Annotated in this window: 16 protein-coding genes; 3 read left to right on the plus strand and 13 right to left on the minus strand. The window is 63.3% G+C overall.

The annotated features are described in order from the left end of the window. Window positions 1–122 precede the first annotated feature (122 nt). The 3 genes from GQB03_RS09375 to GQB03_RS09385 are packed head-to-tail and all read left to right on the plus strand — an operon-like array spanning window position 123 to window position 2,763. A complete protein-coding gene (locus tag GQB03_RS09375) occupies window positions 123–653 on the plus strand; it encodes a PEP-CTERM sorting domain-containing protein (RefSeq protein ID WP_159687888.1) in 531 nt (176 codons plus the stop codon). A 38-nt stretch (window positions 654–691) separates the two neighbouring features. Continuing rightward, window positions 692–1,351, plus strand: a complete 660-nt coding sequence (locus GQB03_RS09380; protein ID WP_159687891.1) for a response regulator — start codon at window positions 692–694, stop codon at window positions 1,349–1,351. Next, window positions 1,348–2,763 (plus strand): sensor histidine kinase, encoded by a 1,416-nt coding sequence (locus GQB03_RS09385; protein WP_159687894.1) that lies wholly within the window; start codon window positions 1,348–1,350, stop codon window positions 2,761–2,763. Before GQB03_RS09380 ends, GQB03_RS09385 begins: the two co-directional genes overlap by 4 nt. Before the next feature lie 166 nt (window positions 2,764–2,929). On the opposite strand, the gene GQB03_RS09390 is transcribed toward GQB03_RS09385, so the two are convergent. From GQB03_RS09390 to GQB03_RS09450, 13 genes are all read right to left on the minus strand, one after another. Next, window positions 2,930–3,355, minus strand: coding sequence for a DUF1841 family protein (locus GQB03_RS09390; protein WP_159687896.1), 426 nt, complete (start codon window positions 3,353–3,355; stop codon window positions 2,930–2,932). Between the two features lie 46 nt (window positions 3,356–3,401). Further along, window positions 3,402–4,034 carry an endonuclease III gene (nth, locus tag GQB03_RS09395; RefSeq protein WP_159688494.1) on the minus strand — a complete coding sequence of 211 codons (633 nt, stop codon included), beginning with the start codon at window positions 4,032–4,034 and terminating at the stop codon, window positions 3,402–3,404. Between the two features lie 20 nt (window positions 4,035–4,054). After that, window positions 4,055–4,777: an electron transport complex subunit RsxE gene (gene rsxE, locus GQB03_RS09400; protein ID WP_159687899.1), complete on the minus strand. Its 723-nt coding sequence runs from the start codon at window positions 4,775–4,777 to the stop codon at window positions 4,055–4,057. Further along, window positions 4,774–5,430, minus strand: a complete 657-nt coding sequence (locus tag GQB03_RS09405; RefSeq protein ID WP_159687902.1) for an RnfABCDGE type electron transport complex subunit G — start codon at window positions 5,428–5,430, stop codon at window positions 4,774–4,776. Before GQB03_RS09405 ends, rsxE begins: the two co-directional genes overlap by 4 nt. Before the next feature lie 6 nt (window positions 5,431–5,436). Next, the gene (locus GQB03_RS09410) at window positions 5,437–6,441 is read right to left on the minus strand and encodes an RnfABCDGE type electron transport complex subunit D (protein ID WP_159687905.1); all 1,005 of its coding nucleotides are present in this window, start codon (window positions 6,439–6,441) and stop codon (window positions 5,437–5,439) included. A 46-nt stretch (window positions 6,442–6,487) separates the two neighbouring features. Further along, window positions 6,488–8,158, minus strand: coding sequence for an electron transport complex subunit RsxC (gene rsxC / locus GQB03_RS09415; RefSeq protein WP_159687907.1), 1,671 nt, complete (start codon window positions 8,156–8,158; stop codon window positions 6,488–6,490). Between the two features lie 3 nt (window positions 8,159–8,161). Continuing rightward, complete coding sequence (gene rsxB / locus GQB03_RS09420) at window positions 8,162–8,713, minus strand: electron transport complex subunit RsxB (protein ID WP_159687910.1); 552 nt, start codon at window positions 8,711–8,713, stop codon at window positions 8,162–8,164. Between the two features lie 100 nt (window positions 8,714–8,813). Continuing rightward, window positions 8,814–9,395, minus strand: coding sequence for an electron transport complex subunit RsxA (gene rsxA / locus GQB03_RS09425; RefSeq protein WP_159687913.1), 582 nt, complete (start codon window positions 9,393–9,395; stop codon window positions 8,814–8,816). 151 nt (window positions 9,396–9,546) lie between these two features. Next, a complete protein-coding gene (locus GQB03_RS09430; RefSeq protein WP_159687915.1) occupies window positions 9,547–10,557 on the minus strand; it encodes a quinone-dependent dihydroorotate dehydrogenase in 1,011 nt (336 codons plus the stop codon). Window positions 10,558–10,591: 34 nt separating this feature from the next. Then, a complete protein-coding gene (locus GQB03_RS09435) occupies window positions 10,592–11,062 on the minus strand; it encodes a hypothetical protein (RefSeq protein WP_159687918.1) in 471 nt (156 codons plus the stop codon). Then, the gene (locus GQB03_RS09440; RefSeq protein ID WP_159687920.1) at window positions 11,056–11,805 is read right to left on the minus strand and encodes an arginyltransferase; all 750 of its coding nucleotides are present in this window, start codon (window positions 11,803–11,805) and stop codon (window positions 11,056–11,058) included. Before GQB03_RS09440 ends, GQB03_RS09435 begins: the two co-directional genes overlap by 7 nt. 17 nt (window positions 11,806–11,822) lie before the next feature. Next, entirely contained in the window at window positions 11,823–12,530 is a 708-nt protein-coding gene (gene aat, locus GQB03_RS09445; protein ID WP_159687923.1) for a leucyl/phenylalanyl-tRNA--protein transferase, read from the minus strand. Continuing rightward, on the minus strand, window positions 12,527–13,642 hold the full coding sequence (locus GQB03_RS09450) for an ABC transporter ATP-binding protein (protein ID WP_159687926.1): 1,116 nt from the start codon (window positions 13,640–13,642) through the stop codon (window positions 12,527–12,529). Before GQB03_RS09450 ends, aat begins: the two co-directional genes overlap by 4 nt. Between the last annotated feature and the right edge of the window lie 8 nt (window positions 13,643–13,650).

Raw genomic sequence — 13,650 nt, forward strand, 5'->3', positions numbered from 1 at the left:
ACGAAAGCGAACGATAGGTGTTGCGCTCTTGGGGTTTCCTTTGTCAAACGACCGTCTATCCCAAGACTTTCCAAAGTCTTCCCGCCCTAACATGGGCGCCCTGCAACCCCGGAGACGACCCGATGCGGATACTCAAACAGCTCTCGGCCGCACTTGCGGCGATTGCGCTGGCTGCCACTGCGCAAGCTGCCACGACCGTCCTGACATTCGACGACATCGCCTCGATCGAGGATGGCTATGGCGGTATCACCGGCTGGGAAGCCGTGGGCAGGCTCGACGGCGATCCTGCCGGCGATACGCTCTTCTTCGGTCGTGAAGGGAGCCTGTCCTTCGCCCAGGAGGTCACGCTGCTCGGAATGGATTTCGTGAGCTGGACGGCGATGGAACTGGGTGGATTCAGGCTTTTTCATGAGGGCCAGCCGGTATACGAGTATCGGGAGATCGACAGCAGTTCGATCGAGCCGATCTGGCGCGAGGTGAGTTATCGCCAGCCCATCGATCGCATCGAGTTTTTCGGAAGCTCGGACGGCTTTTTGTTGGACAATCTGACTTTCACCGTCGCCAACCCCGTCCCCGAACCCGGGCAGGCGGCGCTCTTTCTTGCAGGATTCGCTGTCATGGGTGTGGTGATGAGGCGTCGGCGAATCAATTGAATGCATAGTCGGGGTATCGACATCACGCTGGAGGGCGCATGCATCTTCTGTTGATCGAAGACGATCTCGATCTCGGAACCGCGCTGCAACGGGCCTTGCGAGCACATGGCTTTGCCTGCACCTGGGTGCGAGGCGTGAAGGACGCCACCCTGCAGCTCGAAGCGTCCGATCTGTTTGCATGTGCGGTGCTTGATCTTGGCCTGCCCGATGGGGAGGGGCTCGAGTTGCTGCGGGCCTGGCGTCGCAAGCAGCACACGCTGCCCGTCATCGTGCTGACGGCGCGGGATGCCGTTTCGTCGAGGGTGGACGGTCTCGATGCAGGAGCGGATGACTACGTCATCAAGCCCGTCACGCCCGAAGAGCTCGCATCGCGCATCCGCGCGGTGACCCGCCGTGCGGGCGGCTGGTCGTCGTCGGAATGGGAAATCGGCAAGTTGAGGATTCATGTTGGCAGACGTGAGGTGAGTCAGAACGGTGTTCCCGTCCTGCTCTCTCCGAAGGAGTTCCAGATCGTCGAGGAGTTGGCGCGCAATGCGGGCGAAGTGGTGACCAAGCATCGCATGGCGCAGCTGCTCCAGCCCTATGGCGACCCGCTCGAGTTCAGTACTCTCGACTGGCATATCCACAATCTTCGCCGCAAGCTTGGTGCTGAGGCGATCCAGACGATGCGCGGCGTGGGGTATTTCCTGGGAAGATGAAACCGCCGGCACTTTCCAACGTCCTGGTCGTCACGGTGCTGCTGGCCTTCGTGGTGGTGTGGATCGTCGTCTATGGTGTCGCGGCTGCCCTCATGTACTGGCCGAAATCCGGTGAGTTTGATCAGCAGCTGCGGATCTTTGCGAATGCCCTTGCCAAGCTCGGCGAAGAGCATATGGCGCCGTCCGTTCTGCAGCGTTCGTTGTCGGGTGTCACTTTCGTTGTTGACGAACTCGCCGGCGCGGACAATCACGCGGATGCGGTCAGTTTCAATCTCTGGGATGACGCCGGCAAGTGGATGGCGGGTAGCAGCAACGCACCGCGCGGACCGGTTGAAACACCTGACGCCGAAGGTTTCTTCGATGCCGAGTTCAATGGTGAAACGTACCGGGTGTTCTCCCGGTGGACCGACGATCGATCGATCAGGGTCGATGTCATGCAGTCGGAAACCAGCCGCCGCAAGAATCTGAACAGCGTGATGCTGACGCCGGTCAGCATCGTTGCGCCGCTGCTGGTCGTGTTGCCGCTGCTGCTGCTTCCGATCCTGTTCGTTGTGCGTTGCGGCTTGAAACCCTTGCGCGAACTGTCGAACGAGTTGTCTGCGCGGGAGCCTGGCGATCTCACTCCAATACAAATGGGCGATCTGGTTTCCGAGTTGAGGCCCGTGGTGGACGAGGTGAACGGAACCCTGAAAAGACTCGATGAACTGCTGAAACGAGAAAGGGATTTTCTCGCCGATGCGGCCCACGAACTGCGTACGCCGCTGGCCGTCGTGAACGTGCAGGCCGATGAGGTGATGCGCGCGACGTCACCCGGTGAGCGCGCCGATGCTGCAAGCAACCTCAAGGCCGGGCTGAACAGGGCAAACCGGCTGGTTGGCCAGCTGCTCGAGCTGGCGCGCATGGAGGCAGGGGCGGATGTGCATTTCGCGGATGCCGACGTGGCCGATATCGTGCGCGAATGTCTGGCCATGTATGCGGCGGAGGCCAGGCAGCGATCGATCGAGCTGGTCTACCGCGGCCCCGATCATCTGCCCGTGAAGGAGGTCGGACATGCCTTCGAGAGCATCGTCGGCAACCTGGTGGCCAACGCGATCCGCTATGGTCGGGAAGACGGACAGGTCGTCGTGACCGTCGAACCGACGCCGCAGGACGGCTGGACCCTGGCGGTGTGCGATGACGGCCCGGGTGTTCCGCCCGGTGATCGGGCACGGATGTTCGAGCGGTTCCGCCGCGGCAGCCAGCTCGGCATTTCGGGATCGGGTTTGGGGCTTGCCATCGTCGCTTCGGCAGCACGGCAGATCGGGGGGCGGCTCGATACGGCGAACGGGCTGGGGGGCTGCGGTCTTTGTGTGCGCCTGACCTGGCCGGAGGGCAGGGCGGGCATCGATGCCAGGGTGATAAACCGGGCGTGAGGCCGTAGCTTGCGAGGACGGATGCCCATTCCTTCCGCGAGATCGATTGTCATGGCAAGGCTGGCCGACTATCTGGCGAATCAGCTCGAGGTCGATACCCCGTAACAAGCTCCGCTCAGGCGGCGTCGCTGATGTCGGGCAAGCCCGACTCTTCTCGTGATCGCCCTCAACGGACCCGCTTCCGGATCCGCTCCAGATAGGCTGCGCCATCCAATGGTCTGCCGCCTTGTTGAGCTTCCCAGATCGTTTCGCCCAGGCATTCGAGCACCTGGTGCATCGCTTCGTGGCGATCGCCGAGACGAAGCTGCAGCGTGGCAAAGGCTGGGCGGATGCCAGGCGGTTGGTCGATCGAGAGCTGCTCTTCGATGGCCAGGTGCAGCGAAAGATGCAGGAACGGGTTGATCTGGCCGTCTTCCGGCGTGAAGTCGCGGCTCACCGAGTCGGGATCTTCGAGCAGCGGGTGGTATTCCGGGTGCTGGAGGAGCAGGTCCGCGGTGATGTGCTCGAGCGGGGTGAGCACCTCCTGGGCGCGGTGCTTGCGCCAGGTCTCGATAAAGAACTGCCGTGCCTGGTCTCTGCTGGGATCGAACATGGTCTGGGTCTCCGGGGCCGGGCGCCGTCGGCGGCCAGCGATCGGGTCAATCGGTCTTGTCGCGGAAGCCGCACAGGTCGCGCACGATACACTTTCCGCAGTCGGGTTTGCGCGCCTTGCATACGTAGCGGCCAAGCAGGATCAACCAGTGGTGGGCGTTGACCCGGTAGGCCTTGGGAACGCGGCGTGTGAGTCGCTGCTCGACTTCGAGCACATCCTTTCCCGGTGCCAGGCCGGTTCGGTTGGCAACCCTGAGAATGTGGGTGTCGACCGCGATCGTGGGTTCGCCGAACAAGGTATTGAGGACCACGTTGGCCGTCTTGCGACCGACGCCGGGCAGCGCCTCTAGCGCCTCGCGGGTGCGCGGCACCTCACCGCCATGGCGCTCGAGCAATTGCCGGGACAGCGCTGCGGTGTTCTTTGCCTTGTTACGGTAGAGGCCGATGCTCTTGATCTGCTCGGAAATGCCTTCTTCTCCGAGGCTAGCCATCGCTTCCGGCGTCGGCGCGAGCGAAAACAGCCGTCGGGTGGCGATATTCACGCCCTTGTCGGTGGCCTGTGCCGACAGCACCACGGCCACCAACAACTGGAAGGGCGAGCCGTATTCGAGTTCGGTGGTCGGCGTCGGGTTGGCCTCCGCGAGCCGGCGAAAGAACGCCTCGATCTGCTCGCGCTTCATCGGCTGGTGTGGCCTCGCCATCAGGCCGCGCTGGTTTCCGCTTCGGGCAGGGCGGCTGGCGGCGGCGCGTGGCGATTGCGTGCGGCGGCCCGGGCGTCGATCCAGTTGCGCAGCGCAATCAGGCTGCCCAGCGCGAAGAACGCGCCCGGCGGCAGAATTGCCACGAGAAAGCCGGGGTAATGCTCGCCAAAGAGCTGCAATGGTTTCGCGCCGTCGATGATCATGTCGATGCCGCCGAGGAGGGTGCCATTGCCGATGATTTCGCGGACTGCACCGAGAACCGCAAGGACGGCAACCAGGCCAATGCCCTGGGCGATCCCGTCGACGATCGAGTGGCGCAGGTCGTTCTTGGCGGCAAAGGCTTCGACCCGTGCAAGCACGATGCAGTTGGTGACGATGAGCGGAATGAAAATGCCGAGTACCAGGTAGAGGCTGTGCAGCCAGGCATTGAAGGCAAGGTCCACCACGGTGACCAGTGCAGCGATGATGAGGATGAAGACCGGAATGCGGATTTCGTAGGGAATAAAGTTGCGCAGTGCCGCCACGCCGAGGTTGGCGAGCGCCATGACCAACACTGTGGCGAGGCCGAGACTGACTGCGTTGACGGTATTGGTGCTGATCGCAAGGATCGGGCACAGGCCGAGCAGCTGGACCAGTCCGGGGTTCTGTTTCCAGACGCCATTCCAGACGATGTCACGGTAGATGTGGCTGTCGTCGCTCGAGGCGACGTCCTGATTGCTCATAGTCGTGCTCCGTTATCGGCGGCAAAGACCTTGTCGTGGTTGGCCTCGGCCCACTGGCGCACCCGTGCGACGGCGCCAGTGACTGCCCGGGCGCTGATCGTCGCGCCCACTCTATAGTCGATCTCGCCTCCGTCCTTGCGGACCCTGAGCTGAGCGGCCGACAGCGGTCGCTCGCCGAACTGCCCGATCCACGGGCTGCTCTTGTTGCGGTCCTTTCGCGGATCGATATAGTCACCAAGCCCGGGGGTCTCGCGGTGGTTGGTGACGCGCACACCGGTAATCCGCTCCTGACTGTCGACTGCCACCAGCAGCTTGATCGCGCCGCCGTAGCCGTCCGGCGCCTGGGCTTCGATGACCATTGCCGCCGGTGCGCCGCCGAGACGGGCGCGGTAGACCTTGCCACCGTCGGCGTCGAGGCCGAGTGCGGGCGTTTCGCCGAGCATCACGAAATCGTTCAGCAGGGCGTTGTCGTATCGTCCCGCAGGGAGCACTTCGTTGACCAGCTTCATCTTCTCGGCTTCGACCGAGGCTGCGATGATCGGTCGGGTCACGCCATGGGTGACGCCCATCAGGGTTGTGAACACCAGCGCGAAGATCATCATCGTGCCGGCGCTCTGAAGAGCGGTGCGGGTTGCGGTGTGTTCGGCGTTCATCGTGGCTCAGTCCCGTTTGTGGCCGAACACCGGCGGCTGGGTCTGCATGTCGATAAGGGGTACGCAGATGTTGAGCAGCAGTACCGCGAAGGCGATGCCGTCGGGGTAGGCGCCGAAGCTGCGGATGACGTAGGTCAGCGCGCCGATCGCGGCGGCGAAGATCAGCTTGCCCTTGGGGGTGGTAGCGCCGGAGACCGGGTCGGTCACGATGAAGAACGCGGCCAGCATGGTTCCGCCGCTGGCGAGGTGGAAGATCGGGGAGCCGAACCGGTCCGGGCGCATGCCCCACATCAAGAGGGCCGTCGCGGCCAGCGCGAGCAGAAAGGCGGCCGGCATGTGCCAGGTGATGATCCGTTGCTGGAGCAAGAACAGACCGCCGATCAGATAACCGAGCGCGATCCACTCCCAGCCGGCGCCGCCGAGGGCGCCAAAGGCAGGTCCCGCCATCAGTCCGGGCACGGTCACGTCCGCGCCGCCTTCGCGCAGTCCGGTACGTAGCGCGTCGAGCGGCGTGGCGGCGGTGATCGCATCGAGCTGACGGGCGCCGCCAAGGATCAACTCTAGCTGCGTATGGAAGTCGAGCTGGCCGGCACCCGGCCATTGAGACATCAGTGCCGGGAAGGCGACGATCATGGTGCAGAAGGCGACCATCGCCGGATTGAACGGGTTCTGTCCAAGCCCGCCATACAGATGCTTGGCGATCACGATGGCAACCAGCGTGGCGGTGACCATCAGCCACCATGGCGTGATCGGCGAGAAACTGAGCGCGATGAGCCAGGCCGTGACGACCGCGGAGAGGTCGGTGAGATAAAGCCTGGCGGGTTTGCCGCGCGCGGCGAGCATGGCCGCTTCGGCGAACAGTGCGGTCGCCGTCGAGATGGCAAGCTGTACCAGGATGGCGGCGCCGAATTGCCATGCGTAGGCGCAGATTGCAGGCAGCAGCGCAATCAGCACCCGCAGCATGACGCTGTTGACCGCAGTGGTCTTGCGAAGATAGGGCGATGTATTCATGAGGCTCTGCCGGAGTGGCCGATTGGCGACACGTGGGTGACCGTAGTCATTCGGCCTCCTGGCGCGCGGCGGCCCTGCGGGCTTCGATTGCGTCGATCTCCGCCTGTTTGTCGGCCGACAGATTGTCGGTGTTTCGCGGCGGCACCGGTGCGCGTTCCTTTTGCTGTCTGGCCTTTTCCAGCGCTGCGGCGATCAGCGCCTTCTTCGCCTCTTCGGCCTGGCTTGGCTTGGCCGAAGAGGTGGTCTTGTCGTCATCACCGCTTTCGCCGGCGAGCTTTGCGCGTGTCTCGGCAGCCTTGGCGGCAAGGCGGGCAGCCTTTTCCTGCTTTTCCCGCTCCTGGCGCAGGTTGCGGAAATCGAAGCGCTCGCGAGCGGCGTCGGCGGCATCCTTGTCGCGCTCCCGCGCCCAGATCTCGCTCTTGGCGAAGCGGTAGTAATCGACGAGACGGATGTGCGAGGGGCACACGTACGAGCAGCAGCCGCATTCGATGCAGTCGAAGAGATGATATTCCTGCGCCTTGCCGAAGTTCTTGGCACGCGAAAACCAGTACAGCTCGAAGGGCTGGAGATCGGCCGGACAGGCCTTGGCGCATTCGCCGCAGCGGATGCAGTTCATCTCCGGTGGCGGCGGCGGAAAAAGGCTTGGAGACGATACCAGCACGCAGTTTGTCGCCTTGACCACCGGCACATCGAAAGCCGGCATGCGGAAGCCCATCATCGGACCTCCCATGATGTAGGCATCGGTCCCGGGCAATTCGCCGGCGAGCGCGACCAACTCGTTCATCGGCGTGCCGAACAGTACCTCGTAGTTGCGCGGTTGGCCGACATTCCCCGCGACGGTGACGATGCGCGAGATCAGCGGCTGATCGAGTTCGAGGGCCTCGTGGATCGCATAGGCGGTGCCGACGTTGAAGCATTGCACGCCGTAATCGGTGGAGCGTGCGCCGTGTGGCACTTCGATGCCGGTGAGGACGCGGATAAGCTGTTTTGCGCCCCCGGCAGGATAACGTGTCGGAATGGCGACGACGCTCACTTGATCGAGGCCGGCCGTCTGCACTGCCAGCGTCATTGCGTCGACTGCGGCCGGCTTGTTGTCCTCGATGCCGACGATCACTTCCTCCGCGCCGAGGATCTGCCGCATGACGCGAATTCCGCTCACGATCCCTGCTGCACGCTCACGCATCAGCATGTCGTCGCAGGTGATGAAGGGCTCGCACTCGGCGCCGTTGATCACCAGCGTTCGGGTCGGCTTCTCGCGGCTCGCCTTGAGCTTGAGATGGCTTGGAAAGACGGCGCCGCCAAGGCCGACCACGCCCTGATCGCGCAGATAGTCGCGAATTTCGTCGGCCGGGGTGGCGCGCAGATCGATCGGCTGGCGTTCGATCCAGCGTTCCTCTCCATCCGGTTCGATGATCACCGAGAGCGTTGACAAGCCCGAAGCGTGAGCCGTCACGACGGGCTCGACGGCGAGTACGGTACCCGAGGTGGGGGCGTGGACCGCGGACGAGACGTTGCCGTCGGCACCGCCGATACGCTGGCCCTTCAGTACCTTGTCGCCGGCCTTGACCAGCGGCCTGGGCGTGCCGCCGATGCTCTGGTGCAACGGCACCTTCAGCCGGGCCGGCAAAGGGGGCGTGACAATCGGTGAGGCGGTCGCGGCGTCCTTGTGGGTCGCGGGCTTGACTCCGCCGTGGAACTTGAAGAGTTTGCGCAGCATTGCTCAGGCGGCTCGCTTGATTTCGATTACCGGATACCGCCATTTCCAGTTTTCAACTGTCTCGGCAATCGGCTCCATGCTGATGCAGTCGACCGGGCAGGGTGCGAGGCACAATTCGCAGCCGGTACATTCCGAGGCGACGATGGTGTGCATCTGCTTGGCTGCGCCGACGATCGCGTCGACCGGGCAGGCCTGGATGCACAAGGTGCAACCGATACAGGTCTGTTCGTCGATAAAGGCGACCGATTTGGGCTTTTCGACGCCATGCTCCTCGTTGAGCGGCTTGTATTCACGGCCGAGCAGGTCGGCAAGCTTGCGAACGCCTTCGTCGCCGCCGGGTGGGCATTGGTTGATATCGGCCTCACCCTGGGCGATGGCATCGGCGTAGGGGCGGCAGCCCGGAAACCCGCACTGGCCGCACTGGGTCTGCGGCAGGATCGAGTCGATCTTCTCGACCAGCGGATCACCTTCCACCTTGAAATGGATCGCGGCGAATCCCAGTGCCGCGCCGAGCACGAGGGCAATGCCGGTCATCACGAGAAGGGCTGAGAGCATGGATCGGGGGGGTAGCCTTGCTAGACGGGTCCGGAGGTCTGGAAGGGGTTTGCGGTGAGCATCTTGCGGTTCATCAGGATACTTGAATATGGACTGCCGCTCAGTAGCGGTCGAGTCCGGCAAATCCCATGAAAGCGAGGCTCATGAGGCCGGCCGTGATCATCGCGATCGCCGTGCCGCGAAATGGCGCCGGTACATCGGCGCCGTCGAGTCGTTCCCGGATGCCCGCAAAGAGGATGAGGGCCATCGTGAAACCGATCGAGCTGCCAAAGCCGAACAGCAGGGATTCGAGCAGGTTGTGCTTCAGCGCCACGTTGAGCAGCGGCACACCCAGCACTGCACAGTTCGTGGTGATGAGCGGAAGGTAGATGCCGAGAACCTGGTGCAGCAACGGACTGGTCTTCTGGATGACCAGTTCGGTGAGCTGGACGATCGCCGCGATCACCACGATGAACGACAGCGTGCGGAGGTAAACGAGATCGTTGGGAAGGAGCAGGTAGCGGTCTATGAGATAACTGGTACCGCTGCCCAGGGTGAGCACGAAGGTTGTCGCAGCGCCCATGCCGATCGCCGTTTCGAGTTTCTTGGAGACGCCCATGAAGGGGCATAGTCCGAGAATGCGCACGAACACGACGTTGTTTACCAGAACCGCGCCCAGCACCACGAAAAGATAGCTGCTCATCTTGTTCTGTTGGTTGATCGACCGGAAATTATCGCGCGATTGCTGCAGGGCGCCAACCCTGATGCAGTTATAGGTTTATAGCCTGCGGTGATGCCGACGCCGCGTCGCGAGCGCTTTAGGGGCTCTCCCGCTGCCGATTCCGTCGGCATTCTCATTTGAAGGTCCGTGTGCTGCGTATCGCTTCACTCACCAGCTCGGGCCCCCGATAGACAAGTCCGCTGTAGAGTTGCACCAGCGATGCCCCGGCCTCGAGTTTTGCCAGCGCCTGGCGACCGTCGAGTATCCCGCCGACGCCAATGATCGGTATTTCCCCAGCCAGCGCAGTGGCAAGCTGAGCGACAACCGACGTCGAAGCCTCGAATACCGGTGCGCCGGAAAGACCGCCCTGTTGTTCGGCGTAACGCACCCCCTTGACCTTGTCGCGCGAGATGGTCGTATTGGTGGCGATCACGCCGTCGATGCGGTGCCGACGCAGGGCATCCGCGATGGCCGCGACCTGCTCCGGCTCCAGATCCGGGGCGATCTTGAGTGCCAGCGGCACATAGCGTCCGTGTTGTTCGGCAAGCTGCAGCTGTCGGCCCTTGAGGGCGCCAAGCAGGGCATCGAGTTCGGAGTGGCCCTGCAACTGGCGCAGATCCTTGGTATTGGGCGAGGAAATGTTTACCGCCACATAGCTCGCCAGCGGGTAGACCTTGTCGAGACAGAGCAGATAGTCGTCGGCGGCACGCTCGATGGGCGTATCGAAGTTCTTGCCGATATTGATGCCGAGCACGCCCCTGTATTTGGCTGCACGCACGTTGGCAATGAGTGCATCGACCCCGTGATTGTTGAAACCCATGCGGTTGATGATGCCTTTCACCTCGGGCAGCCTGAACATTCGTGGCCGTGGGTTGCCGGGCTGGGGGCGAGGCGTGATTGTGCCAATCTCGATGAAGCCGAAACCCATGCGGGCCAGCCCGTCGATCGCTTCGCCGTTCTTGTCCAGGCCGGCCGCGAGGCCGACACGGTTCGGAAAGGCGATGCCCATTACCGTGACCGGGTCGCTGTCGTCGGGTCGGGCGGCGGGGAGGATGCGGCCGGCGAGGTGAAGCGCGGCCATCGTGAATTCATGGCTGCTCTCGGCATCGAAGGAGAACAGCAGGGGGCGGATGAGCGGATACATGGCGCGCGATTGTACTACGCGTGGGGCCTCGGCCTCAGGGCAACGCGAAACGCAGCTGGAGGCCGAGATAGCCGCTATAGCCTGGCAGATTAGGCACTGCGATCAGATTGGCTCCGATGTTCCGGCCCTCTACGGTGATGACGGGAAGCACCAGAATCGGCGACGGGTAGCCACTGGCAGCCAGACCATAAAGCCCGAAGCGAAACGGACCTGCCGCCAGTGGTGTCCAGCGGACACCGCCATACACCGAATGCTTGTCGTAACTATTGCGCAGATAACCGGCAGTCAGTGCCCACGGCCCGTAACCCGATTCGTCCATGTCGCGCTCGACGCCGAGCCCGGGATTGATCTGACGCCAGTGCCGACGTTCCTGAAAATGCCACGAGAAACCCGATACGGCGAGCCAGTCGGCGGCGTCGGCAGGCATCGCCATGCCTGCGAGGACGGCCAGTACTGCCGCCGCAATGCCGGCACGGCACGCAGGCGTAGTTTCCGCCTTCAGCACAATTGATTGAGATCCTGTTCGGTGAGCGTGCGCCAGTTACCGGCCACCCTGCCTTCGAGCGGTCGGAAGCGGGATTTGTAGGCCATTTTCTGGCTGTCGCGAATCCAGTAGCCCAGGTAGAGATAAGGGAGTTCGAGGAGGCGGCAGGCTTCGATCTGCCAAAGCACGCCATAGGTTCCGAGGCCCTCTTTCGTCAGAGCCGGATCATAGAATGTGTAAACGCTGGAGAGACCGTCGGTCAGGCAATCCAGTACGCAGATCATCCTCAGTGCATTGCCATCGGTGGGGTCGCGGAACTCGACGATGCGGGTTTCGACGTTGCTCTGCAGAAGAAAATGCGAGTACTGCTCGCGGCTGTCCTGATCCATGCCGCCGCCGGCATGGCGCAGTTCCTGGTAGCGCTGGTAGAGGGCATAGTGATCTTCGCGGAACACCAGCGGGCATTCGCGTGCCTCCAGCGCGGCATTGCGATTCCAGCAGCGCTTCTGGCTGCGGTTGGCAACGAAGCGGGCGACCGGGATGCGCGCCGGGATGCAGGCGCGGCAGCTGTCGCAGTAAGGCCTGTAGGTAAATACGCCGCTGCGGCGAAAGCCGTTGCGTACCAACTCGCTGTAAACAGGGGTGTTGATGAGATGGCCGGGGGTCGCAACCTGTGAGCGCGCCTGCCTGCCCTCCAGGTAAGAGCAAGCATACGGGCCGGTGGCATAGAACTGCAGCAGGGCGTAAGGATAGTCCTTGAGCATCGCAACCGTTGTCCGGGTCAAAGCCAGTTCATGTTCCGGGCCGCATCGGCAGGCCAGCACTCTGGCGCCATGTCCTGACGGCCCCAGCGGGCCAGCATTTCGGCGAATTGGGCCCGCGGAATTTCTTCGGCACCCATGAAGCTCAGGTGCGCCGTCGTCATCTGGCAGTCTATAACGGCAAAGCCCAGTTTTTCCAGATGGCGGGCGAGGTGTACCAGTGCCACCTTGGAGGCGTCACTGACGCGGGAGAACATGGATTCGCCAAAGAATATCCGACCGAGGGCAATGCCGTAGAGTCCTCCAACCAGCTTTTCGTCCTGGTAGGTCTCGACGCTGTGTGCATAGCCCAGTTCATGCAGCCGAAGGTAGGCCGTCTGCATTTCAGGATGGATCCAGGTGCCGCCGCCGGGTTCGCGTGGCGCTGCGCAGGCGCGGATCACCGCTCCGAAATCGGTGTCGAACCTTACCTCGAAGTCGCCGCGCCGAAGGCGCTTGGCAAGACTGCGCCTGATGCGCACTTCCCCGGGTCGCAGAACGAGCCGCGGATCGGGGCTCCACCACAGGATCGGGTCCTTGCTGTCGAACCACGGAAAGGAGCCCCGTGAATAGGCCGCCAGAAGCCATTCGGGCGACAACGCGCCGCCGGCGGCGAGGAGGCCGTTGGGCTCGCGCAGCGCCTTGTCGAGCGGCGGGAACGCGTCCGGTTCGGTGAGCCAGGGAATCATCGGGCGGCGGTGATCGGAATGGCATCGAGCGCCATGCTCCCGCCGGCGCCCGCCTTGTGGAAGGCCACCACATGATCGACATCGAGGCGGATGCCGATGCGCTCGCCGATGGCATGGTTGTGATGGCTCGGTACCAGCGACAACACGCGTGTACCGCTCGGCAGGCGCAGCGTATAGAGGATGTCCGCGCCGCGAAAGGCCTTGCCCGTCACTTCGGCCCGCAGCGGGCTCACATCATCGTGAATCACGTCGTCGGGGCGCAGCAGCACGTCGACATCGCAGCCGCGCTCGCAGGTCTCGCAGGCCGGGCCGCAACTGAGCATGCCGCTGCTCTCGAGCACCCCGAGTTCCATCCTCACCTGTCGGCGGCTGAGCACGGTACCGTCAACGAACACGCCCTGGCCGACGAAGTCCGCGACGAAGCGGTTGCCGGGCCGATGGTACAGGTTGTAAGGCGTGTCCCATTGCTGGATGCGGCCCTGATGCATGATGCCGATCTCGTCGGCCACTGCAAAGGCCTCGTGCTGGTCGTGGGTGACCAGGATCGCGGTGATGCCCGCGGCCTTGATGATCTCGCGCACTTCACCCGATAGACGCTCGCGCAGGTCGACATCAAGATTTGAGAACGGTTCGTCGAGCAGCAACAGCGCGGGCCGTGGGGCCAGCGCCCGGGCCAGCGCGATGCGCTGCTGCTGGCCGCCGGAGAGTTCGTGCGGATACTTGTGCTCGTGTCCGTTCAGACCGATCGTCCCGAGCAACTCGGCAACCCGCGCAGCGACGTCAGTCGCAGGCAGCTCGCGCAGCCCGAACGCGATGTTGCGGGCGACGGTCAGGTGAGGGAACAGCGCGTAATCCTGAAACACCATGCCGATGCGCCGCCGTTCGGGAGGCATGTGGGTCTGCGTATCGGCGATGACGGTTCCGTCCAGGCGAATCTGCCCATCCCTGACCGGCTCGAATCCGGCAATCGAACGCAGCACCGTGGTCTTGCCGCAGCCAGAGGGGCCGAGCAGGCAACCGATGCTGCCTTTGGCCAAGGAGAGGGACAAACCCTCCACGACCCGGTGGGTACCGAACGACAGGGAAATACTTTCAAGTTGAAGATGAGCCATGTGTCCGC

Source organism: Cognatazoarcus halotolerans, from assembly GCF_009800965.1.
Classification (GTDB): domain Bacteria; phylum Pseudomonadota; class Gammaproteobacteria; order Burkholderiales; family Rhodocyclaceae; genus Cognatazoarcus; species Cognatazoarcus halotolerans.